Here is a 22,995-nt window from a genome sequence, read left to right on the forward strand (position 1 = left end):
CTAAGATTGATTTTTAATACGATAAAGTATTGAAAAGTTAATTATTACCCTCAAATAGTCAATAGCAGCTACGCTTAATGTATTAGGGATTATTTTTGAAACTTTCTTTTGATGACTATGTAATGGCATTTAGCCAAGATGAACATTTATCTTCCTTAACAGGCATTGGGCGAGGCATAGAACGAGAAGGTTTACGCGTTTTACCTGAAGGACGTTTGTCATTAGCCCCCCACCATAAAAGCTTAGGCGCTGCGTTAACACATCCTAATATCACTACGGACTACGCAGAAACGTTATTAGAGTTTATTACACCGGTGAGTTTTGATCCCAAAACAACTATCGCGCAATTACAAGATATTCAAAAATATACCTTAAGTAAAATTGATGGCGAACTGCTGTGGCCAATGAGTATGCCATGTTTTGTTGACAATGATGATGCCATACCGCTAGCAAAGTATGGTTCATCAAACGTAGGTCAAATGAAAACAGCCTATCGTCAAGGACTAAAAAATCGCTACGGTAGTATGATGCAGGTTATTTCTGGTATTCATTTTAATTTCTCATTTTCTCAAGGTTTTTGGCAAAGTATGCAAAAAATTTCAGAAAATAAGGCACCAATAAATGATTTTATATCAGAAAAGTACTTTTCATTATTACGTAACTACAAACGATATTGCTGGTTGATACCTTATCTTTACGGTAGCTCGCCAACTATTTGTGGTTCATTTTTGAAAAATAAAACCACTACGCTACCTTTCAAAAAGTCAGCGAGTGGTTATATGTACCTTGAGTACGCTACATCGTTGAGAATGAGTGATTTAGGTTACACCAACAGCGAACAAGCATCGTTGAAAATTTGTTATAACGATTTAAATGGTTATTTAGATGGTGTACAAAATGCGATTAATCTACCTTCAGAAAAATTTGCTGCCTTCGGTTTAAAGGTTAACGGAAAATACCAGCAACTTAACAGTAATATTTTACAGATTGAGAATGAACTTTATGCGCCTATTCGGCCTAAGCAAGTTGCTAAATCTGGAGAAAAACCTTCAGAAGCATTAAGAAATAGAGGGGTTGAATACATTGAAGTACGCGCCCTTGATGTTAATCCATTCTCTGATACGGGGATCAGCATTGAGCAAGTTTATTTCCTTGATGTTTTTATTACCTATTGTGCTTTAGCTGAGAGTCCTCTATTTACTTATCAACAACAAGAAAGCTGCGATGCCAATATGGACGAGGTTGTTGTTCGAGGTAGAGATCCACTTTTACTACTCAATGATAATGGTTGTGATAAATCAGTGAAAGCCTGGGGCAGTGAAATCTTCCAACAAATGCAGAAAGTTGCAATCTTATTAGATAGTGCTTATGGCAGTGAAAAATATAGTCAAGCGGTGGCCAATGAACAACAAAAATTACTTGATCCTAATTTAACACCTTCCGCTCAATTACTCGATTGTGTGGTAAATCAAAATCAAAGCTTAACAGGCATCGCTTTACAAAAAGCACAAGACTATCGTCAACAGTTACTAGCGGCAGATTATCAGGTGTTTAATGAGCAGTATTTTATTGACGCGGCAACAAAGTCACATCAAGGACAAATGGATATTGAAAACGCTGACCAAGTAGATTTTGATACTTTTTTAGCTGACTATTTTGGTAAATAGTCTTTAATAATTACTCGTCAAAATAGCGCGTTAGTTTACGTGCTATTTCATCTTTCACTCCTGACAGTAAAACTCTTGTTCATGTATAACTGCTCTTGTAAGCCCCCACTTCTTTGTCGTGTTGACTTTATTCATTTCATTTTGCTAAATAATAGGCAAAAAAAAACGCATTACTTAAAAAAGAATGCGCAATAAAAACATAACAACTCATAACTACTAAGGGAAACATAAACACTTATAAACTAAGAGTGTTAGTTGTGGTTTTAGTTCCATTTATTTAGCTATTTTTATTCATTGTTTTATTGGCAGAGTCGTTGGTGATTAAATCGCTTATTACAGATGAAATGCAGATAAAGTGCTGATAAAAGTTTGCTGGAATTTAGGCAAAAAAAACGCATTACTTAAAAAAGAATGCGCAATAAAAACATAACAACTAAGGGAAACATATACACTTATAAAGTAAGAGTGTTAGTTGTGGTTTTAGTTCAATTAATTTAGCTATTTTTATTCATTGTTTTATCGGCAGAGTCGTTGGTGATTAAGTCGCTTATTACATATAAAATGCAGATAAAGTGCTGATAAAAGTTTACTGGTATTTAGGCAAAAAAAAACGCATTACTTAAAAAAGAATGCGCAATAAAAACATAACTACTAAAGGAGAAACATAAACACTGCTAAGTAAGAGTGGCAGTTCTAGTTTTAGTTCAATAATGTTTCATTTAAAATGAAAATATTTTTTACAACACTACTCTCACTATTATCTAGTTGGTATAAGGTCATCTTTCTGGCATGATAACAATATCCAATCCAATAACGTACTGATGTTATGTCGTTTATTAAACCTTTTCTTATTTCATTGTTCAGCATCATACTCCTCTCAAGTTGTGCTACATCACCGCCAAAAAATCCTGAAAATATCTGTGAAATTTTTCGTGAACACCGTGATTGGTATTTTGCTGCCAAAGAAGTGCGTGAGCGTTGGGGGGTGCCTATCCATGTGCCCATGAGTATGATGTTCCAAGAAAGTTCATTTAGAGCCGATGCTTTGCCTCCTAGAGACTATTTACTGGGTTTTATCCCTTGGGGTCGGGTAAGTACTGCTTACGGTTACTCTCAAGCAAAAACGATGACTTGGGATGATTATATTAAAGAAACAGACAATTCTGGCGCCGACCGTGATGACTTTGACGACGCTATTGATTTTATGGGTTGGTTTATATTTAAAACACAGAAAATTAATAAGGTCTCTAAATGGGATGCTTACAACCAATATTTAAATTATCACGAAGGTTGGGGAGGCTTTAAGCGTCGCTCTTATAAACAGAAGCCTTGGCTGGCAAAGGTCGCCCGCAAAGTCGATAACCGAGCACGGCGCTACAGTAGCCAATTAAAAAGCTGTGAAGCAGATTTAAATCATGGTTGGTTATGGCGATTATTTTTTGCATAAAGTTTATTTGTCGATATAACTGTAATTAGCTTTGTGAGCATGGTCTTTTATAAAAAGGTCATGCTTTTTAGTTTTAGGGCTAAATTAAAGCCGATGATTGTTCACCGAGTTACATAACATAAGTAGTGATAACATGTAGCATAAATAGTACTTATACAATCTCTTTGCAGTAAAAATGCTCGCAATGGCTTACGTTTCTTATCATAAAAATTATTGTAAAAAAAACTTCATAAATATTAAAGAAAGGCATTGCATTATTTGAGGGCTGGCTCTTATTGGGCTGCGTTTTGTTATCCACAGAAATTGTGGAAAAATCATTATTAGATTAAGTGGTGTGAATAACTCTGTGAATAACTTTGTGGCTTGCTGCTATTATCCACAAAAGAAGAAATAAGAGCATCTAAAAGTAATTTTTACTATGATAAGGATTTCATAAAAAAAGGCCTTGAAATGATGATTTAAGGCCTTGTGTTATATCTGTGGTGTAACCAAACTTGCTACTTTTCTTTATCATTATCGAGATAAAGTTCAGGAAGGATCCTAACTGTTTTGATCATATTATCTGAGACATCAACAATTTCTAAAGGGTAACCTGCTATACGTACACTTAAATTAGCTTCTGGTATATCTTCTAAATATTCGATAATTAAGCCGTTTAATGTTTTAGGGCCATCGGTAGGGAAATTCCATGTCATTTCTTTATTAATATCCCTCACCGTAGCACTTCCATCGACTAAATAACTACCATCAGGTTGTGCATTAACCTCTTCACTTGTCGTCGGCGTCATCGTTGTTGTAAAGTCACCAACGACTTCTTCCAAAATATCTTCTAGGGTTACTAAGCCTTGAATGTCACCATATTCATCGACGACTAAGCCTAATCGTTCTTTGGCATGCTGAAACTTTAATAGTTGCACATTCAGGGTGGTGCCTTCGGGAATAAAATATAATTCTTTTATTGCTCTGATTAAGGTGGTTTTAGTAAATTGATTTTTGAATAAGAGTTTCAATGCATCACGTAGATGAATATAACCGACAACATCATCCATATTGTCTCGATACAATAACACACGGGTATGGTTTGATTGTGCCAGTTGTTTTTGAATCTTTTTCCAGTCATCATTAATATCAATGCCCACTAACTCATTACGTGGGATCATAATATCTTCAACGGTCACTTTCTCTAGATCAAGAATACCGACCAACATATTTTGATCGCGCTCGGGTAACATAGCCCCAGAGTCATTAACAACGGTTCTCAGTTCTTCTGAGCTTAAACTGTGATGTACACGTTGTTCAGAACTAACACCGATTAATAGCAATAAACCGTTAGTGATCCAATTTACAGCAACAACAAAAGGGAACAACAGCTTCAATAAAAAAGATAAAACAATTGAGCTTGGAAAAGCGATTTTTTCAGGGTATAACGCCGCTAATGTTTTTGGGGTTACTTCAGAAAATATAAGTACAACAAGTGTTAATGCAATGGTTGCAACTAAAACCCCCATGTCACCAAACAAACGTAAGCCGATAATAGTGGCTATCGCAGAGGCCGCAATATTAACAAGATTATTGCCAATGAGTATTAAACCAATTAAACGGTCTGGACGCTCTAATAATTTACTGACGCGTTTAGCACCTTGATGATTTTGTTTCTCTAAATGGCGAAGTCGATAGCGATTAAGCGACATAATGCCAGTTTCAGATCCTGAAAAATAGGCTGATAGAATAATTAGAATGCCAAGAATGGCAAAGAGCATTTCCGTTGATATGTTGTCCAAAAAAGGAACCCTATGTTGTGTTATATATAGTCATTAAGTACGTTATATACTTATTTAATGACAATTGTTTCGATAATTTACAGTAAAATAAATTCTTTAACAAATCGACTACCGAAATATGCCAATGTTAATAAAGCACTACCGGTAACCATTAATATTAATACTCGATGTCCACGCCACCCCCTATTGTAATGACCCCAGAGTATCGTTGAATAGACCAACAGGGCTAATACAGACAATATCGTTTTATGTAAGTTTTCGTGTGAGATCATCCCATCTAAAAATAAGAAGCCAATCACTTGGCTGAGTAATAAAAAACTCGTGCCAATACTTAATATAATAAAAAGCTGACCTTCAACTTGCATCAATGGCGGTAAATGACTGACCGCCACCAAATTTTTTGTTTTTAATTTTAAATGGATATAAGCCACTTGAAACGCATAAAGTGTTGCAATGACCAGCGTACAATAAGAGAGCAGTGCAAGCGTCACATGGCTTATTACACTTAATTGATGATTAATTAACGGGGCTTGTTCTACACTCGGTATGAAGACCATCAAAAATTGCCAAATACCCGCAAAACCATAAATAACTGGCAAGAGTAGATTCACTTTAAAGCGCAAGGCAAATGCAGAGACTGATAAACAAATAATTAAACTGACTAAAGAAATAACGTTAGGTAATGCAAAGTTAATATCTGCTTGAGCAACTAAAAACTGTGCATTACTTAAGGTGTGAAGCACCATAGCTAAACAGCCAAAAAATAATACGAAAACTAAATTAGGCCCTTTAGGATGAAATAAACGTAATAACATTGCAGAAGTTGCTACAGTATAAGCAAAAAATGCAATTAAAGAACAAATATCCGAAAAACTCACAACGTGCTCCCACACAAGAACTTAAAAGTTAGGTATTTATACCTGCAAACGATTCTATCAGAATGCGGGTAATACACCCTATATTAAAACTATAAAACTAATTTTCTTAAAGGTTTTATTGATAAAAAGGCAATTAAACCTGCGCAAGTTAAACCAAACCAAAAGGGCAGTAATTCATGGCTATGTTGCATTTGTTGGGTAATATTCATATCAAAAAATACCAAGCCCCAATCAAGTAATAAGCCAAAGCCAATTGCACATAACGAAATACCTAATAAGTACCGGATTAAAACACTGCTGCCCATTTCATTTTTAATGACGCCCAATGTTGAGATATTGGTTGCAGGGCCAGCCATCATAAAGACCAACGCTGTGCCAGGAGATATACCGGCTAAAATAAAGCCCGCGGCGACAGGGGTTGATGCAGTGGCACAAATATACATAGGGATTGATATAACAATCATCACTAACATTGCGCCTAAACCACTTCCGTAGCTAAGTAAAAAAGAGGCGGGTAAAAATGTTTTTATTAACGTGGCAAAAACTAAACCGACTAATAACCAAATAATGATATCGTCAATCAATTGCGTTGCCGCGTAATGAATACCTGAGGTGGTTTTACTGATAAAACTTGCTGATTTTTTTGGTGGTTCAGATGTTTTTTCACTGGCACAACATGAAGATTTTACATTTTCTGTCGCAAGTACAGGTTCAGTAACTACTTTTTTCTTACTTGGACAACAACTAGGTGCATCTTCTGCTGCTGATTTGGGCAGAGTAATATCTTCTTTTTTTATCGTTGAAACCAATAGACCAGTAATAATAGCAGAAAATATCGCAGTTATTGGCCGATAAATAGCAAACACTGGCCCTAATAAAGCATATGAAACAGAAACAGAGTCAACGCCTGTTTCTGGGGTCGCAACTAAGAAGGATGAGGTTGCAGAAGCGGAAGCGCCACTGCGACGCAATTCTGTTGCAACAGGGATAACACCACATGAGCACAAAGGTAAAGGTGCGCCAATGAGTGCGGCTTTAACAATAGCGAGTTTCCCTTCGCCTAAATGTTGACTTAAAATTTTAGTGGGTACCCAAGACTTCATTAAACCAGCGATGAGTAAACCTAATAATAACCAAGGACTTGCTTCAGCGCTTAGGGCTAAAAAGTTTGTCAGTAATTCAGATAAATATTCCAAGACAGTCACTATATTAATTATATAAAAGTTAAACCAACCTACAGCTTACCATACTTATATTAAGGTGCATTAGTCGTTATCAAATAACCACGATTTATTTATCTGATCTGCTGTTATTTACTCTTGCAGCTATTTGATAAATCTAACCCTAATGAGGATGAAGAAACTGAGAGGATTTGCTATTAACCCTTTCGCTTATTTTATTGGCGGGTATAATATGCAATAATTTTTATATTCAGCACAATATAGAGTCATACATGTTTGAGAATCTTTCCGATCGTTTAACTAAAACGTTAAAAAATATCAGTGGCCGTGGCCGATTAACAGAAGACAACATTAAAGAAACATTACGTGAAGTGCGTATGGCACTTCTTGAAGCGGATGTTGCCTTACCGGTTATTCGTGATTTTATCGCTAAAGTAAAAGAGAGCGCGGTTGGTCAAGATGTCTCTAAAAGTCTTACTCCAGGACAAGTCTTCGTAAAAATTGTTCAAAAAGAACTTGAACATGCTATGGGTGAAGTCAACGAGACCCTTAATTTAAAAGCGGCTCCACCAGCTATTGTATTAATGGCAGGTTTGCAAGGGGCGGGTAAAACAACCTCTGTGGCAAAGTTATCAAAATACTTAACAGAGCGTGAAAAGAAGAAGGTATTAGTCGTCAGTGTCGATGTTTATCGTCCGGCTGCTATTAAACAGCTAGAAACATTAGCAAACGAAATTAATATTGAATTTTTCCCAAGTGATATTTCGCAAAAACCAATCGATATTGCTAATGCAGCTATTGAGCATGCTAAAAAGTTTTTATTTGATGTATTAATTGTTGATACTGCGGGTCGTTTACATGTCGATAAAGACATGATGACTGAGATTCAAGACCTACACGCGGCTATTAATCCAATAGAAACATTATTCACCGTTGATGCAATGACGGGACAAGATGCGGCTAACACAGCGAAAGCCTTTGGCGACGCTTTACCGTTAACTGGTATCATACTGACTAAAACTGACGGTGACGCTCGAGGCGGTGCTGCGCTTTCTATTCGCCATATTACCGGCAAGCCGATTAAGTTTATGGGTGTTGGCGAAAAAATTGAAGCATTAGAACCTTTCCATCCTGACCGTATTGCCTCACGTATTTTAGGCATGGGCGATGTACTTTCTTTAATCGAAGAAGTTGAACAAAAGGTTGATAAGAAGAAAGCTGAGCAATTAGCCAAAAAATTTAAAAGTGGTAAAAGTTTTGATTTAGAAGATTTTCGTGAGCAACTTGTGCAAATGAAAAACATGGGTGGCATGACTAGCATGATGGACAAATTGCCTGGTATGGGCAGTATGTCAGATAAAATTAAAGATCAAATGGATGATAAATTAACCTTACGAATGGAAGCTATTATTAGCTCTATGACTAAAGGTGAACGTGAGCGTCCTGATATTATTAAAGGTTCTAGAAAACGTAGAATTGCTGCAGGTTCAGGTACTCAAATCCAAGATGTGAATCGTTTATTAAAACAATTTATGCAAATGCAGAAAATGATGAAAAAAATGTCAGGTAAAGGTGGCATGCAGAAAATGATGCGTTCAATGAAAGGCATGATGCCCCCAGGCGGTGCAGGTGGTGGCCCAGGTGGCGGAATGTTCGGTCGTTAAGATAAACAATATTTAATTTCAAAAGGTAGCGTTCGCTACCTTTTTTGCTTTTAGTCTTTAGTCGTTTCAGGTTTATCATTAGCACTGGACGATCTTTATACTTGCTATTTATCCTAGGAAGCGTAAAATACGCGAGCTTTTCTGTCACCTAGGGTGTCAGGAAATGTCTGGAAAATTCGTTTTAACACTTTAAATAATAGAGGGCGATATGGTAACCATTCGTTTAGCTCGTGGCGGCGCCAAAAAGCGTCCATTCTATCAGGTTGTTGTTGCAGATAGCCGTAACTCTCGCGATGGTCGTTTCATCGAGAAAGTTGGCTTTTTTAACCCAACAGCAGAAGGTCAAGCTGAGAAATTACGCTTAGACCTAGACCGTATCAACCATTGGGTTGGTCAAGGTGCTGGTTTATCTGATCGTGTGGCTAAGTTAGTTAAAGACGCTCAAGTAGCAGCTTAATTAATTTAGTAGGTTTAGGAGTTGTTGTGGAAGAAATAAATAAAGAAGTCATCTTAGGTAAAGTAGGCGCAGTTTACGGTATCAAAGGTTGGTTGAAAATTCATTCGTTCACTGATGAAACCGAAGCTATATTAGACTATTTTCCTTGGTCTCTAAAATTAGGGAATAAAATACAATCAGTCGATATATCTGATTGGCGCAAACATAATAACGGACTCGTTGTTCATGTTGCTGGTATTGATGATCGTGATATAGCCCAAAAGCTTGTCGGATCAGAAATATTTGTCAACGAAAGCGCACTAGCAGAATTGCCCGACGGGGAGTTTTATTGGCGCGATTTGATCGGCATGTCTGTTGTTACTGACAAAGGTTACGACCTTGGTCATGTTTCTGAAATTTTAGAAACTGGCGCTAACGATGTACTGGTTGTTAAAGCTAATCGTAATGACGGCTTTGGTCAAAAAGAGCGTTTAATTCCGTATCTTTTTGAACAAGTTGTAAAATCAATTAGTGCTGAAAATAAACAAATTTGTGTTGACTGGGACCCAGGTTTCTAACTTGAGTAATAGTGTTTCAACAAACAAACGATGGTATGGGGTGATAAGCCTTTTTCCTGAAATGTTTGACGCCATTACAGAGTATGGGGTGACAGGCCGAGCGATCCGTAACGGGTTGATTGAATTTCATAAGTGGAATCCAAGAGACTTTACGCACGATAAACATAGAACCGTTGATGACCGTCCTTATGGCGGTGGTCCGGGCATGTTAATGATGGTGCAACCGCTACGTGATGCTATTAAAGCTGCAAAAGCTGCTGCGAATTTCGCTGCAGATTCTGCGATAGTTGATAATAGTAGTTCTGATAAAGAACAAGTTAAGGTTATATATTTGTCGCCGCAGGGACGTAAACTTGACCAAGCTGGTGTACGCGAATTAGCACAACATAATAAGCTGCTATTTATAGCAGGGCGTTATGAAGGCATAGACGAACGATTAATTGAGTCGGAAATCGACGAAGAATGGTCAGTTGGTGATTATGTTTTGAGTGGTGGAGAACTCCCCGCAATGAACATGATTGATGCTATAGCACGTTTTGTGCCCGGTGTTTTAGGACATAATCAGTCAGCTGAGCAAGATTCTTTCTCAGAGGGTTTATTAGATTGTCCTCATTACACAAGGCCAGAAGTACTCGACACTTCAATAGAAGCTATGTCGGTACCTAAAGTGCTATTAAGTGGTAATCACGAACACATAAAGCAATGGCGTATGTTTAAGTCACTAGAAAGAACATGGACCAGAAGACCAGAACTATTAACTAACCTAGCTCTGACAGCAGAACAAAAGAAAATGCTAGCTTCTATTAAAGAAGATAATAAATGATTTTGTTGATGCCTGTGAACCCTAGGAAGAAGGTATTATGAGTAACATTATTGATATGCTCGAAAAAGAGCAGATGAAAACAGATTTACCAGCATTCGCACCAGGCGACACTGTTGTTGTACAAGTAAAAGTTACAGAAGGTGATAAATCACGTCTTCAAGCATTTGAAGGTGTAGTTATTGCAATAAAAAGCCGTGGCATCAATTCTGCATTCACTGTTCGTAAAATCTCGAACGGTGTTGGTGTAGAACGTGTATTCCAGACACATAGCCCTATTGTTGACTCTATTGAAGTCAAACGTCGCGGTGATGTACGTCAAGCTAAACTTTACTACTTGCGCGAGCTATCTGGCCGTAAAGCACGTATTAAAGAAAAATTGGCAAAAAGATAATCTCTTTTTAAGCCCGTTTTGCTTTAGCAATACGCATAAAAAAAGCCTGAATAATTCGTTATTCAGGTTTTTTTTGTTTTAGTGTATATTCGGATACAGTAACCTATCTTACTGATTCTGCTGATAGGTTTTTATTTCGATAATGCTTTTTACTTACTTTGTATGAGTGTACGGAATTTTCCAGCTGCCATATAAATTATCATGAGTTGTTTTATCTCATTGGGGTCGAAATGCCTTTCTCTTTGCTGCATATCTTCTAACCCCTCAAAAGAATTATATAACCCAGCCCTAGGTCACGCGATATAGTCTATATCTACTATGACTCTTTCGATATCTATAATGTTTTAATGGTAACAACAACGATAGTAGAAGCTTCTCTATAACTGCTAGTATTAAAGCATGGGTAATGTTTGAAATGGTAAGTGATTTTTATTCTGTTCTTGTGGGTGAATATTAATAACACACTATCTGATGTACTGTTTGCCACGGTGTAATGTCTTCATCACAGGTTTGTTTTGACAATATTCGCTATTAACGCTACTTAAAAAATTTTTGTTATCTAAATAAAACATAATAAATAATGTTATTTCTACCCAGGGGGCGCTTCTAAATAGACGTCAGTGCTGAAGAATTAAAATGCGTTGTTAAATTTTCATTAAAGTTCACTTATGTTCATTTTGTGCTTTCTATATGACGATTAAACGATTATAAAAAATATTATTCGTTAATTTGTTTGCTTATGTCGATGCAGGTGGCAAAATAGCGACATCTAACTCATAAAGTATAAGTTTAATGACACAACAGCAACGACAAGCGTTAATTTTAGAGATGATTAAAAAAAGCGGTTTTGTCAGCATTGATGAACTTGTTGAACACTTTAAAGTGACACCACAAACGGTTCGCCGAGATCTTAATCAGTTAGCTAAAGTACAAAAAATTTCACGTCATCATGGTGGTGCCGGCATTGAGTCAAGTACTGTCAATACTGACTATCAAACACGAAAAATTATGGATCTTCAGGCCAAGGAAAAAATTGCTGCTGAGTTAGTGCGCATGATCCCCAATGGAGCATCGCTTTTTATCAATATCGGTACAACCACAGAAACCATTGCGCGTGCCTTATTGGGCCATAAAGGTCTTCAAATTGTGACAAATAACTTAAATGTTGCTTCTATACTGGGTGCCAAGGAAGATTTCTCTGTTGTTATTGCTGGTGGCGAAGTTCGCCATAGAGATGGCGGCGTCATAGGTGAAACAACAGAAGACTTCATTAAAAATTTCCGTATGGACTTTGGTATTATTGGCATAAGTGGTATTGATATCGAAGGTTCACTTTTAGATTTTGATTACCGAGAAGTTAGAGTAGCTCAAGCTATTATTGCCAATTCACGGCAAGTGATTTTAGCGGCCGATCACTCAAAATTTGGTCGTAACGCTATGGTACGCTTAGGTAATATTAATCAAGCAGATCACTTTTTTACCGATGCTCCTCCTCCTGATGAAATACAGAAAATCCTTTCAGATCATAACGTCACTTTACATTTAGTTTAATTTATAATCATTATTTATTAGCACTAACTGTTAGCAATATATAGCGCCTTATCTTAAGGTTTAGTTTAAACCCTACTTGCTAAATAAATTTTTTCTAATCAACAATTCTTTAATTATCAATAAAAGTATAAATTTATGTTCGTTTATGTTCGTTTTTGTTGCTTTGTTTTCACATTGGTTGTATTGTTCAGCAAATAATATCAACGTTAATTAAAGGCAAGCGACAAAATAGTGAGGGTTAAAGTAATTTCCTCTGGTCGCAACTAAGGAACAATATGAAAGATCAAAGCGTTATTTATGACTTACTCGTTATTGGTGGGGGGATCAACGGTACAGGCATTGCTGCCGATGCAACAGGTAGAGGGTTAAATGTTTTACTTTGTGAAATGAATGATCTTGCCTCCTCAACATCATCAAATAGCAGTAAACTTATTCATGGCGGTTTACGTTATCTCGAGTACTATGAGTTTCGCTTAGTTCGAGAAGGGCTTGCTGAACGTGAGATCTTATTAAAAAATGCGCCCCATATCATATGGCCTTTACGTTTTCGTTTACCTCATCGTAGTCATCTACGCCCTTCTTGGATGATAAGAATTGGCTTGTTTATGTATGATAACTTAGCTAAACGATCAACACTAAAGGGCTCAAAGGGAATTAAATTTGATAAAAATAGTCCCGTTGTAGATACAATCACTAAGGGATTTGAATACTCTGATGCATGGGTTGATGATGCTCGGATGGTGGTCCTCAATGCCATTGCCGCTAGAGATAAAGGCGCGAATATTATGACGCGTACTCGTTGCTCAGATGCAAAAAGAGTTGGTGATATTTGGGAAGTAACACTCAATGATAATATCACTGGGGAAAAACAGCTTGTTAAAACTAAAGCGTTAGTGAATGCTGCCGGTCCATGGGTAACAAGTATTTTCGATGAAGCATTAAAAAAGCCATCACCTAAAAAAATTCGTTTAATTAAAGGCAGCCACATTATAGTGCCGCGTATTCATAACGAGTCGCAGGCTTATATTTTACAGAATGAAGATAAACGTATTGTCTTTGTTATTCCTTATGAAGATGACTTTTCTTTGATTGGAACAACGGATATAGAGCATATCGGCGATCCTGCGACAGCTTGTATTTCAAAAGAAGAAACTGACTATTTAATCTCGGTAGTTAATGGCCATTTTAAACACCAAATATCAAACAAAGATATCATTGCGACTTATTCAGGTGTTAGACCCTTACTCGATGACGAATCAGATTCGCCTGCAGCGGTAACCCGTGATTATACTTTCGAAGTAGATGCACCTTATGGCAAAGCGCCTTTGTTATCGGTATTTGGTGGTAAAATTACCACTTATCGTAAATTATCTGAAGCTGCAGTTAATGGGATTATTAATCATTTCCCTGATGCGGATAAATGTATAACAGCACATACGGCTTTACCAGGGGGCGATTTTGACAATCAACACAATTTACAAACCAGCTTGGAACAGCAATATAGCTGGTTACCTCATAAAATAATTAATCGTTACGTTCGCTCTTACGGTACGTTAAGTCATAAAATTTTGGCTGGTATTAACTCACTAGAAGGCATGGGAGAGTATTTTGGTGCCGGTCTTTATCAACGCGAGGTAGAGTACTTAATTCAACAAGAATGGGCTGTTGATCTTGAAGATATTATTTGGCGCAGAAGCAAACTTAGCCTACATTTAACCGAGAAGGAAAAATCTGGATTAGAATATTTTATTGTGACATTTAATTCCAGTAAAAAAGTTACATCTACCTGCGAATGATAACAAATAAAAGCCGACTGATATTCGCCTGTTCTTTGTAAATACAGTGCTAGCTTTGATGACTTTAGTGAGTTAGCTCAGCACTGTATTATCTTTGATAAATGAATAGTAACAATATCAGAGGTGAATGGCTGAATAAGTGAACTGGCTGGGCGCTAGTTGTTGAGCTGACGCCCATCATTAACAATCAGGAAGCGCTTATTAAGTCTGTGCAACAAGATATAAAAGACATGGGTACAGGAACAGAACTCGTATCAACCACTTTTGGTACCAACGACGAAACACTTGAAGGGGGTATTTACAGCACAATAAATTATTTAACCATAGCGATAGGTAAAACCTTAACGCTTGATGGTAAAGGTATCGATGGTTCTTGGATTTTTAATATCGCCAACTATCTAACCTTCTCTGCAAACTCAACAGTGATATTGGAAGGTGTAACCGATAAAAGCACCATTATCTGGAATGTTCTTGGCGACAAAACCGGCTTAGCAGGTTACATAACCGGCGCTGAGGCTAGAGGTTATATTAATAATCATTTATTCTAGAATACCGCTAAGAAGATCAGTCTAATAAGTATGAAAATTAAGATGCAACACAATTAATTCACTACTATAGCAATAACAAGGTTCAAGTTACTCTGGTGTTGAGGAATTGCGAATTTCAGACTTTTCTAACATTTTTTACTTAAAATGGGGCTATAGTAGTTAACGTTATTTCTACCTGAATTTTTAGCAGCATACATGATTGAAGTTGAAAAACTGGGTATAAAACTATCAATGGATGACTTTGGTACCGGGTATTCATCATTAAGTTATTTAAGAGAATATGACTTTGATGTGCTTAAAATAGATAAAAGTTTTATTCAAGGGATCACAATAAGTAAGGCCGATTGTCAGTTAGTTAAAACTATTATTGTCATGGCCCATAGCTTAGGTATGACTGTTGTTGCTGAAGGTGTTGAAACTCAGCCACAGCTTGCTTTACTAGCAGAGTTAGATTGTGATTTAGTGCAAGGATAATATTTTAGCCAACCAAAACCAGCCGAGCAATCACTTGATTTTCAGCTCACTTCAAATCCTAAACTTAACATGATTGCTAACGTGTAGAACTCTGTTATTAGCACAGTTGAACACCACCACAACAGGCATTATTTTGTCGGGTTGTTTAGCAATACCGTTAACTAATATCACTTAAGCACTTTAATTTTATGCGACTAACCAGTAATATTTTATTAATATAAAAATATCTTAATGAAGTGCTCGCCACCAAAAAAACTCAATTGATTAAAAATACCTATGGACTTGCGAAGAGGGTAATCATAGTGATGACCAATCACTGAAGGCTAGTATTATCATATGAAATGATCTATAACTAAATATCAAAAATCATTACGTTATAAATTTAGTTGGGGCTGCGTATATGCAAAAAATGGGTTCGATTAACAAGTGTTTGGCGTTTTTAAGTGGGATTATTATTAGTTTAACGGTGATATTTTATAGCTATTCCTACATCTTAAAAAGTCAGCTTTTAGAGCAAGGAAAAAATATACTTAGCGATTTAATGGATGCCACGGTTTATGGATATGATGTTATTGAATCATTAAATAACCAGAACTTTACTTATTGCTCAGATGAAAATTTATTAGCAATGCGAAAATCTCAATTTGAATCAAATGACATTAGGGACATTGGCTTCCTTGAAAATGGCGTATTAACCTGTACCACAGGAATTGGCATCTTAAAAGCACCAATCAATAAATCTAGCTATGACTTTATGCTGGACGGACATGAATTCTGGTTTAACCATAAGCTGATCACTTTTGACAGAACGGTACAAGGCATTATTATTCGTAAGGACAATTATAATTTAGTTGCATCATTTCAAGGCATTTTGTCTGAACACAGAAAATTTAAAAGCTATGAAGTGATAGCACTCAAAGGTGAAAAGATTATTCATCTTTTTGGAGCACCTGGAATATATCAAAAAAAATCAACCAGTAGTCACCCTTATTTTAGCTCAGGATTACTATCGCACTCTTTTGAATCTTGTGGCCCTAAAGAATTAATCTGTGTGGCTATCGTGCAACCAAACTTTTCAGAATTCCAACTTGGACCTGTTTTTTTAATTTTAATGTTTATTTCTTTAATTTCAGGTGTGGCAACTTTACACGCTTATCAATCGATTTATGGTTACATTTACAGTACCAAGAGAAGAATAAAATTAGCCTTATCTTTTAAAGGTATTAAGCCACATTATCAGGCTATTGTTGAGTTAAAAACGGATAAAGTTATTGGCTGTGAATTACTGGCACGATTTGAAGACCATATTGGTCCTCTTTATCCTGATCAATTTATTTCAGTGGTGGGTGAATTAGATATGTCTTGGTTGATGACGGAAGACCTCATCTTGCAAGCTATCGACGATTTTAAAGATATTAAGATTACCAATAAACCCTTTTATCTTTCTATTAATGTTTATCCTAAAGATATCAATAACGGTAATATCCTCAAAGGAGTCGAACTGTTTAACAATATAACACCGAATCTTGATGTTTGCTTTGAGGTCACAGAAGATGAAGAGTTACACTATAGTAAAGTGGGCAATACCTTAGAAGTACTGTCAAAAAGTCGTATTAAAATTTCTATTGATGATTTTGGCACCGGTTACTCTAATTTATCTCAATTAAAGCTGTTAGATATTGATACTTTAAAGGTTGATAAGTCATTTATTGATGAAGTTGAGACAGGCTCCATTAGATCAACTCTAATACCAAATATTGTTTCAATAGCGGATAAGTTAGGGGCGAGTATTATTGCCGAAGGTATTGAAAATAGATTACAAGTAGACGAATTACTGAAAATGGATATTAAATTTGGTCAAGGTTGGTATTACTCAAAAGCTTTACCATTAGAAGAATTTAAACATTATTTGATCAATAATAGTGACTACAAATTTGATCAGTAAACGTAGGTGATTCTTGGTTTTATAACTGGTAATTTATAGTCTTATTGATTAAGTATATTGGCTGTTAATTTAAATAAAACCCCTCAACAATTTTTGTTCAGGGGTTTTATAACATTAATCTTTTATCCGTTGTTTAATTTTCGCCGCAGAGAAGAAATTATATAAAACAGGTAAGACAAATAAGGTTAAAAAAGTTGCGGTGACTAATCCGCCAACAATAACACTCGCGAGGGGGCGTTGTATTTCTGCACCCACGCCATTAGACATCATCATCGGCATCAGCCCCAATGCGGAAGTCATCGCGGTCATTAATACTGGACGTAGTCGCGATGTAGCACCGTCGAAAACTGCTTGTGACGTTGATAAGCCTTCTCTAATATGCTGGTTTATCCGCTCAACCATAACAACGCCATTGAGCACAGCAACACCAAACAACGTAATAAAACCAATAGAGCTAGGTACAGATAAATATTGTTCGCTAAGATAAAGTGAGAATACACCGCCAATAATCGCTAAGGGGACATTAACCAAAATTAACATCGCTTGACCCAACGAGCCAAAAGCAAAATAAAGTAGCAAAGCAATTAATGCCAATGAGAGTGGCACCACCAGTAATAGCCTCTGTTGCGCACGTTGTTGATTCTCAAATTGACCACCAATAACCACAGAATAACCTGTCGGTAAGTCTACTGTGCTGGCAATAATTTCACGAATATCAGCAACAACACTGCCCATATCTCTATCTTGTACATTTGCTTGAATAACGACTCGGCGTTGAACATTATCTCTACGTACCTGTGGTGGGCCTGACTCAAAGGTGATGGTGGCGATATCTCCTAAACGGACCCAAGCACCTGTTGGCGATTGTAAGCGAAGGTCTGCAATGGCTTCAGGACTGTTGCGATACTTTTCTTCCAATCTGACATAAATATCATAGCGCTCGTTACCGTTAATTATCTGCCCAGCACTCACCCCGCCAATGCCATCTTTAATGACATCCATAACATCGCCAACCGACAAACCAAAACGAGACAGTTGTTGTCTTTTGGGCTCTATGACTAATTGTGCTTCTCCTGCTATTTGCTCTAATGCGACATCGCGCGCGCCTTTCACCTCTTTTATCGCCGCTGCAATTTCTTCGCCTTTACTGGCGAGTACCGACAACTCTGGACCGAATAATTTAATAGCCAGTTGTGCTTTGACCCCAGACAGTAATTCATCAACACGGGTCGCAATTGGCTGTGAAAAATTAAGCAGTAAGCCAGGAAATTGTTCAAGGTCCTCTGCCATTAACGTTTGCAACTCGATGCGACTTTTAGCGCTACGCCATTGTGATACTGGCTTTAATCCTAGGTATATTTCAATGTTATTAACGGGCTCAGGATCGCCACCGATTTCAGCCCGGCCAATGCGACTAAGTGCGTAGGTTACCTCAGGAAACGCCATTAACTTTTCTTCAAGAATAGGCGCTACTGCTAACGCTGTTTCCAAACTCGATGATGGGGCTAAAGTGACCCTTAAGTTAATGGTGCCTTCTTCAAGTTCGGGTACAAACTCTGTGCCTATTTGGGGGACCAATGATATAGCTGCAACCAGTAATGATATGCAGGTAAACACCACAACCTTAGGGCGTTTCATCGCGGCTTTAAGACTTGTTCGATAGAGTTTATCTAAAGGCGTTAATATAAAACTTTCCCTTTCTTTTACGCCTTTGTTAAACATAAACGTTGCTAATGCCGGCACTACAAAAAGTGCCACTAGGGTGGCAGATATTACGGCTAAAATAATGCTAATAGCCATAGGTTGAAAAAGTTTAGCTTCGACCCCTTCAAAACTAAATAGCGGCGTAAAGACCACCAAAATAATAGCTGAGGCAAAAAATACCGGGCGAGCAACTTCTTTTCCTGCTGCCTTTAGCTGTCGTGAAATATCTTGTTGCTGGCTATTTTTATGGTTGGGATCGCTAGAGTGGTGTAAATGTTTAAAGATGTTTTCAACCATCACCACCGAACCATCAACTAACATACCTATTGCGACCGCAATCCCGCCTAATGACATTAAATTAGCTGACAACCCTAGCCAAGAAGTCACCATTAGCGCAATAGCGACCGAGATAGGAATCGAAATTAACACCAAAAATGTTGCGGTTAAATTCATTAAAAATAAGGCGAGTATCACCGCAATAAATATAAAAGCTAAGGCAAGTGCTTCAACAACAGTATTAACCGCTTGGGTAATTAAATCGGCTTGGTCATAGAAAGGCTCAAAGCGCACACCTTTGGGTAGGGCTTGATTAATCATGGGTATTCGAGTGTTAATTCCGTCAATGGTGGCTTTGGTATTTGCGCCAATACGCTTTAATACGATACCTGAAACGACTTCACCCAAGCGTTCAACTTCGCCATTTTTGTTTCTGCGTGTCATGGTCGCCGCGCCTTGGCGAATTTCACTCCCCAAAGTTACTTTGGCGAGATCTGCGATAGTGACTACCGTGCCAGACACCGTTTTCACTGGCACCTGTTTAATGTCGGCTAATCCCGCTTCACCACTATTAAACCAACCTGTGCCTCGTATAACTAATTGCTCTTGTCCTCTGTTCATATACCAACCACCTACATTGGCATTGTTGTTTTCAAGCGCGGTAACTATGTCATCTTGGCTTAACTGATAAGAAAGCAATTTACTGGGTTCAATGTTGACTTGATATTGGCGAACACTACCGCCAAAAGATAAAACATCAGTTACACCATCAACCGGCATAACCAATAATTTCACTAGCCAATCATTTAAACTTCTTAAAGTCATTGAGTTATAACCCGCCTCTTTGTCACCAATAAGTAAGTACTGAAAGACCTGACCTAAACCTGAGGTATTAGGTCCCATTGCAGGTGAACCAATGCCTTGAGGGATTAGTACTTTTGCCGCTTGTAGCCGCTCAAATACTAATTGACGAGCAAAATATATATCAGTGCCTTCTTTGAAAACCACCGTAACGCCAGATAGCCCCGTTTTTGATATTGACCGTACTTGTTCAACATCAGGCAAAGCATACATCACCGCTTCAATTGGGTAGGTGATGAGTTGCTCTACTTCTTCAGCGGCTAAGCCAGGTGCTTCGGTATTTATCGCTACTTGAACATTAGTGACATCAGGAAATGCATCTAGATTCAAATTTGGAATGGCAATAATAGCGGCTGCCATGGTGGTGATGAGTGCAATAACCACCAGTAGCCGATTATCTACCGACCAATCAATCATTTTATTTAACATCGTGTTATTCCTCTTTAGTGGCTGTGTGGATCAAATCCACTTTTCGCTATTTCTGAAGCCACAAAAAAGGCACCTTGGGTAACCACTCTTGTGTTGGCGGCAATACCGATGATTTGACGGTAATTGCCTAAAGGCTGGCCTAATTCAACTTCTACAGCCACAAATTCACCCGGATGGTCTTCAACAAAGACAGTCCAGTCGCCATCAGCCCCGCGCATTAACGCTGTTTCGGGTACTGCGATTACGGCAGTTTGCGTGTCAAATTGAAAATTAACATCTACAAACATCCCTGAGTGTAATGAATCATCTTTATTTTCGACAGACAACCTAACAATTCTCGTACGGGTTGTTGGGTCGATTGTATGAGCTTCTTGAATAACCAAGGCATGATAAGTTTGGCCAGCAAACTCTATTTCAGCCCTTGTCCCCGCGGGTAAGTTTAGTTTTTTGTTGGGTGAAACACGCGCCTCTACCCATAAGCTTTCTTCGTTAGCCAAAATCATAATTTTTTCACCGGGGGTGACTCGCTGTCCTTGTGAAAAATCATCACTTAATACCGCTCCTCCGCGCTGCGCTACTAAGGTATATTCACCTAGGGTTGATGAATTGTTTTTAACAATATCTTCAATAGCGTTTTTTGTTAGCCCAAATGCGGTCAAACGGCTAAAAGCGGCGATGTAATCAGTCTCACTTTTTAGTAAAAGGCTCTCGCTTAAGGTACCCTTAGTTAATTTTTTTGCCCGTTGCCATTCAGTATACGTTACCCGATAATTAGCTTGTGCTGCAGCAACAGATTCACTAAATAACGTGACTAATGGTTGGTCTTTTTCAATATGTTCACCTAAGGTCGCATGACGACTTATGACCACTGACTCTGTGCGTGGTGAGACGATATAACTGATGTAACCATTCGCTTTTATTTCTCCTGGGGCATAAACACGTCGTGCGAAAATCTTGGGTGTTAGCATCGATACTTTAATATTTGCGAGTGTTAATTGTGCTGTGGTAAAGCTAACCCCTGCTTTGTGCGTGTCTTCGGTGATTTCGACAGCAAGAGCAGGAATAGTTAAGGTGGTTAAACCATAAAATAAAACATTCAGTAGCTTTAGTGGCTTTGGTTTTTTATTGGTGTTGATCATTGTTATCTCTTAATTTAAAGGTAAACGTTGCAACAACACTAAATTCAATATTTAGTGTTAAGTAAACTTGTTGCGAAAAATTGTTATAAAATTAAATTAAGCGATTGGGGGGCGTATAAGTTGTTCTATAAAGTTGATATTGATATCGATAAGATAAAAATATTGATTGGGAATTAATAGCTTAGTGACAGTCGAAGTTGATTTTTTTGTTAAAAACCATTGGCTGTGTGAACCTTGACAGTGCCCACAATGATGACAGTCTTTGACGTTATGCTCAGTACCTGAGGTTGCATTAAGTCGCGCTTGATTGTCAACTTCATGAGAATGTTCAGTTTGCAAATGTTGAGCGTCAAGCTGATGATTGTTGTCTGAATTAGCCACAGCAACAAACGATTGCAAGGCAATCGATAGTACTATTAAAAAGCCAAGCCAAATGTTTTTCATTTTTACTGCATTCTTCAATTTACAAACGGAGTCTGGCGGATGCTAAGCTAAATCATATTCTTAGTCAATAATTAGCGAATGAGTGTCTATAACTTCTGGATTTTTGAACACCTAAATAGCGAAAGCAATAATAACTTACCTACCCCAGCAAGTGATGCAAAATGCCCGTTTATCTAAACTAACAATTAAAGCACTCATTAATTAGATCAATTCATTTTTCAGTTTATACCTATTAATAATATTTAATGCTAAAGCCATTTTTTGTCATCAAATATAGTTACAAATACTATTTATACACACATTTTGTTATTTTTTTGTTTTATTTTTGTTGCAGCCATTTATCTGGCTATAAGTACGAATATCTTAATTTTAATGCAAAGATAATGATACAAAAAAAGTAATTGTTACTTTCTTATCCACTTTTATAAGAGAGGAATTTCATATTAAATATAATGATTTTTTCAACTGTTATTAGATTAAATATATAAATAAACAATATTTTGTTTTTTATTGTATTGTTTTAATTGATTTTTATTTATTTGGTTTTTACTTAACAAAACCAATAAAAAGTAATAGCTGCTTTAAGTATGCCAATTTATAGCATTTTTATCATCACCCTATACTCAATTGTTATAATAGAGCATCCTTCGTATTCATCTTGTTAGATAAACTATTTCAGGTGAGAATGTTTTTAGTTGTTACCTTTTTGTAACAATTTACGGAAATTTTATTTATTTAAAATAAATAAATAAATACATAAACAATGGAGATTAAAATAATAATGAAAAATTCAAATATAAAGCGAAGCTTTAATCGTTCGTTAGCTGCTATTACAGTTGGGGCATGTTTAGCTGCGTCTCCGATGACCTTTGCCGATAATGTTAGTGGCTCTATTTACGGTAAAGCAATTTAGGGTAAAAGTGTAACAATTAAGAACCCAGCGACAGGTTTAAACGTGTTGTTATTGTTGGTGAAGATGGTC

At 37.1% G+C, this 22,995-nt stretch carries 18 protein-coding genes and 1 pseudogene; 13 read left to right on the forward strand and 6 right to left on the reverse strand.

Annotation, left to right across the window (positions count from 1 at the left end; translation table 11 throughout):
• The first annotated feature begins 95 nt into the window (after positions 1 to 95).
• Positions 96 to 1,667 carry a glutamate--cysteine ligase gene (gene gshA / locus H4J67_RS04440; protein WP_310650647.1) on the forward strand — a complete coding sequence of 524 codons (1,572 nt, stop codon included), beginning with the start codon at positions 96 to 98 and terminating at the stop codon, positions 1,665 to 1,667.
• 826 nt (positions 1,668 to 2,493) lie between these two features.
• Positions 2,494 to 3,114: a hypothetical protein gene (locus tag H4J67_RS04445; protein ID WP_182173615.1), complete on the forward strand. Its 621-nt coding sequence runs from the start codon at positions 2,494 to 2,496 to the stop codon at positions 3,112 to 3,114.
• 497 nt (positions 3,115 to 3,611) lie between these two features.
• Here H4J67_RS04445 and H4J67_RS04450 read toward each other — a convergent pair whose 3' ends face one another.
• The 3 genes from H4J67_RS04450 to H4J67_RS04460 form a co-directional block, all read right to left on the reverse strand.
• Entirely contained in the window at positions 3,612 to 4,895 is a 1,284-nt protein-coding gene (locus H4J67_RS04450; protein WP_182173612.1) for an HlyC/CorC family transporter, read from the reverse strand.
• A gap of 77 nt (positions 4,896 to 4,972) precedes the next feature.
• On the reverse strand, positions 4,973 to 5,773 hold the full coding sequence (locus H4J67_RS04455) for a cytochrome c biogenesis protein CcsA (RefSeq protein WP_182173609.1): 801 nt from the start codon (positions 5,771 to 5,773) through the stop codon (positions 4,973 to 4,975).
• 89 nt (positions 5,774 to 5,862) lie between these two features.
• Entirely contained in the window at positions 5,863 to 6,969 is a 1,107-nt protein-coding gene (locus tag H4J67_RS04460) for an SO_0444 family Cu/Zn efflux transporter (RefSeq protein WP_182173606.1), read from the reverse strand.
• A 257-nt stretch (positions 6,970 to 7,226) separates the two neighbouring features.
• On the opposite strand from H4J67_RS04460, the gene ffh reads away from it, so the two are divergent.
• The 10 genes and pseudogenes from ffh (at position 7,227) to H4J67_RS04510 (ending at position 17,160) form a co-directional block, all read left to right on the forward strand.
• Positions 7,227 to 8,618, forward strand: a complete 1,392-nt coding sequence (gene ffh / locus H4J67_RS04465; RefSeq protein ID WP_182173603.1) for a signal recognition particle protein — start codon at positions 7,227 to 7,229, stop codon at positions 8,616 to 8,618.
• A 208-nt stretch (positions 8,619 to 8,826) separates the two neighbouring features.
• A complete protein-coding gene (gene rpsP, locus H4J67_RS04470) occupies positions 8,827 to 9,075 on the forward strand; it encodes a 30S ribosomal protein S16 (protein ID WP_070375880.1) in 249 nt (82 codons plus the stop codon).
• Positions 9,076 to 9,101: 26 nt separating this feature from the next.
• Positions 9,102 to 9,632, forward strand: a complete 531-nt coding sequence (gene rimM / locus H4J67_RS04475; protein ID WP_070375881.1) for a ribosome maturation factor RimM — start codon at positions 9,102 to 9,104, stop codon at positions 9,630 to 9,632.
• 1 nt (position 9,633) lies between these two features.
• Positions 9,634 to 10,455 (forward strand): tRNA (guanosine(37)-N1)-methyltransferase TrmD, encoded by an 822-nt coding sequence (trmD, locus tag H4J67_RS04480; RefSeq protein WP_259368491.1) that lies wholly within the window; start codon positions 9,634 to 9,636, stop codon positions 10,453 to 10,455.
• A 37-nt stretch (positions 10,456 to 10,492) separates the two neighbouring features.
• Positions 10,493 to 10,846 (forward strand): 50S ribosomal protein L19, encoded by a 354-nt coding sequence (rplS, locus tag H4J67_RS04485; protein WP_070375882.1) that lies wholly within the window; start codon positions 10,493 to 10,495, stop codon positions 10,844 to 10,846.
• Positions 10,847 to 11,638: 792 nt separating this feature from the next.
• Complete coding sequence (locus tag H4J67_RS04490; protein WP_182173600.1) at positions 11,639 to 12,397, forward strand: DeoR/GlpR family transcriptional regulator; 759 nt, start codon at positions 11,639 to 11,641, stop codon at positions 12,395 to 12,397.
• A 275-nt stretch (positions 12,398 to 12,672) separates the two neighbouring features.
• On the forward strand, positions 12,673 to 14,193 hold the full coding sequence (glpD, locus tag H4J67_RS04495; RefSeq protein WP_182202992.1) for a glycerol-3-phosphate dehydrogenase: 1,521 nt from the start codon (positions 12,673 to 12,675) through the stop codon (positions 14,191 to 14,193).
• 209 nt (positions 14,194 to 14,402) lie between these two features.
• Positions 14,403 to 14,741 (forward strand): ice-binding family protein, encoded by a 339-nt coding sequence (locus H4J67_RS04500; protein ID WP_310650646.1) that lies wholly within the window; start codon positions 14,403 to 14,405, stop codon positions 14,739 to 14,741.
• Positions 14,742 to 14,942: 201 nt separating this feature from the next.
• Positions 14,943 to 15,302: pseudogene (locus H4J67_RS04505) on the forward strand (EAL domain-containing protein); the annotation flags it as partial.
• A 313-nt stretch (positions 15,303 to 15,615) separates the two neighbouring features.
• Positions 15,616 to 17,160, forward strand: coding sequence for an EAL domain-containing protein (locus tag H4J67_RS04510; protein WP_182173592.1), 1,545 nt, complete (start codon positions 15,616 to 15,618; stop codon positions 17,158 to 17,160).
• A gap of 114 nt (positions 17,161 to 17,274) precedes the next feature.
• On the opposite strand, the gene H4J67_RS04515 is transcribed toward H4J67_RS04510, so the two are convergent.
• The 3 genes from H4J67_RS04515 to H4J67_RS04525 form a co-directional block, all read right to left on the reverse strand.
• Positions 17,275 to 20,430: an efflux RND transporter permease subunit gene (locus H4J67_RS04515; protein WP_182202994.1), complete on the reverse strand. Its 3,156-nt coding sequence runs from the start codon at positions 20,428 to 20,430 to the stop codon at positions 17,275 to 17,277.
• Positions 20,431 to 20,444: 14 nt separating this feature from the next.
• Entirely contained in the window at positions 20,445 to 21,569 is a 1,125-nt protein-coding gene (locus tag H4J67_RS04520) for an efflux RND transporter periplasmic adaptor subunit (RefSeq protein ID WP_182202996.1), read from the reverse strand.
• A 96-nt stretch (positions 21,570 to 21,665) separates the two neighbouring features.
• Complete coding sequence (locus H4J67_RS04525) at positions 21,666 to 22,013, reverse strand: DUF2946 domain-containing protein (protein WP_182202998.1); 348 nt, start codon at positions 22,011 to 22,013, stop codon at positions 21,666 to 21,668.
• 781 nt (positions 22,014 to 22,794) lie between these two features.
• On the opposite strand from H4J67_RS04525, the gene H4J67_RS20475 reads away from it, so the two are divergent.
• Positions 22,795 to 22,926, forward strand: coding sequence for a hypothetical protein (locus H4J67_RS20475; protein ID WP_259368492.1), 132 nt, complete (start codon positions 22,795 to 22,797; stop codon positions 22,924 to 22,926).
• Positions 22,927 to 22,995 lie beyond the last annotated feature (69 nt).

The sequence above is a fragment of the Colwellia sp. BRX10-4 genome (assembly GCF_014077465.1).
Classification (GTDB): Bacteria; Pseudomonadota; Gammaproteobacteria; order Enterobacterales; family Alteromonadaceae; genus Colwellia_A.

Coding starts and splice junctions, on each gene's coding strand:
- H4J67_RS04510 (WP_182173592.1), top strand. CDS start 15,616: ATGCAAAAAATGGGTTCGATTAACAAGTGTTTGGCGTTTTTAAGTGGG.
- H4J67_RS04490 (WP_182173600.1), top strand. CDS start 11,639: ATGACACAACAGCAACGACAAGCGTTAATTTTAGAGATGATTAAAAAA.
- H4J67_RS04525 (WP_182202998.1), bottom strand. CDS start 22,013: ATGAAAAACATTTGGCTTGGCTTTTTAATAGTACTATCGATTGCCTTG.
- H4J67_RS04445 (WP_182173615.1), top strand. CDS start 2,494: ATGTCGTTTATTAAACCTTTTCTTATTTCATTGTTCAGCATCATACTC.
- H4J67_RS04515 (WP_182202994.1), bottom strand. CDS start 20,430: ATGTTAAATAAAATGATTGATTGGTCGGTAGATAATCGGCTACTGGTG.
- ffh (WP_182173603.1), top strand. CDS start 7,227: ATGTTTGAGAATCTTTCCGATCGTTTAACTAAAACGTTAAAAAATATC.
- rpsP (WP_070375880.1), top strand. CDS start 8,827: ATGGTAACCATTCGTTTAGCTCGTGGCGGCGCCAAAAAGCGTCCATTC.
- H4J67_RS20475 (WP_259368492.1), top strand. CDS start 22,795: ATGAAAAATTCAAATATAAAGCGAAGCTTTAATCGTTCGTTAGCTGCT.
- glpD (WP_182202992.1), top strand. CDS start 12,673: ATGAAAGATCAAAGCGTTATTTATGACTTACTCGTTATTGGTGGGGGG.
- H4J67_RS04520 (WP_182202996.1), bottom strand. CDS start 21,569: ATGATCAACACCAATAAAAAACCAAAGCCACTAAAGCTACTGAATGTT.
- rplS (WP_070375882.1), top strand. CDS start 10,493: ATGAGTAACATTATTGATATGCTCGAAAAAGAGCAGATGAAAACAGAT.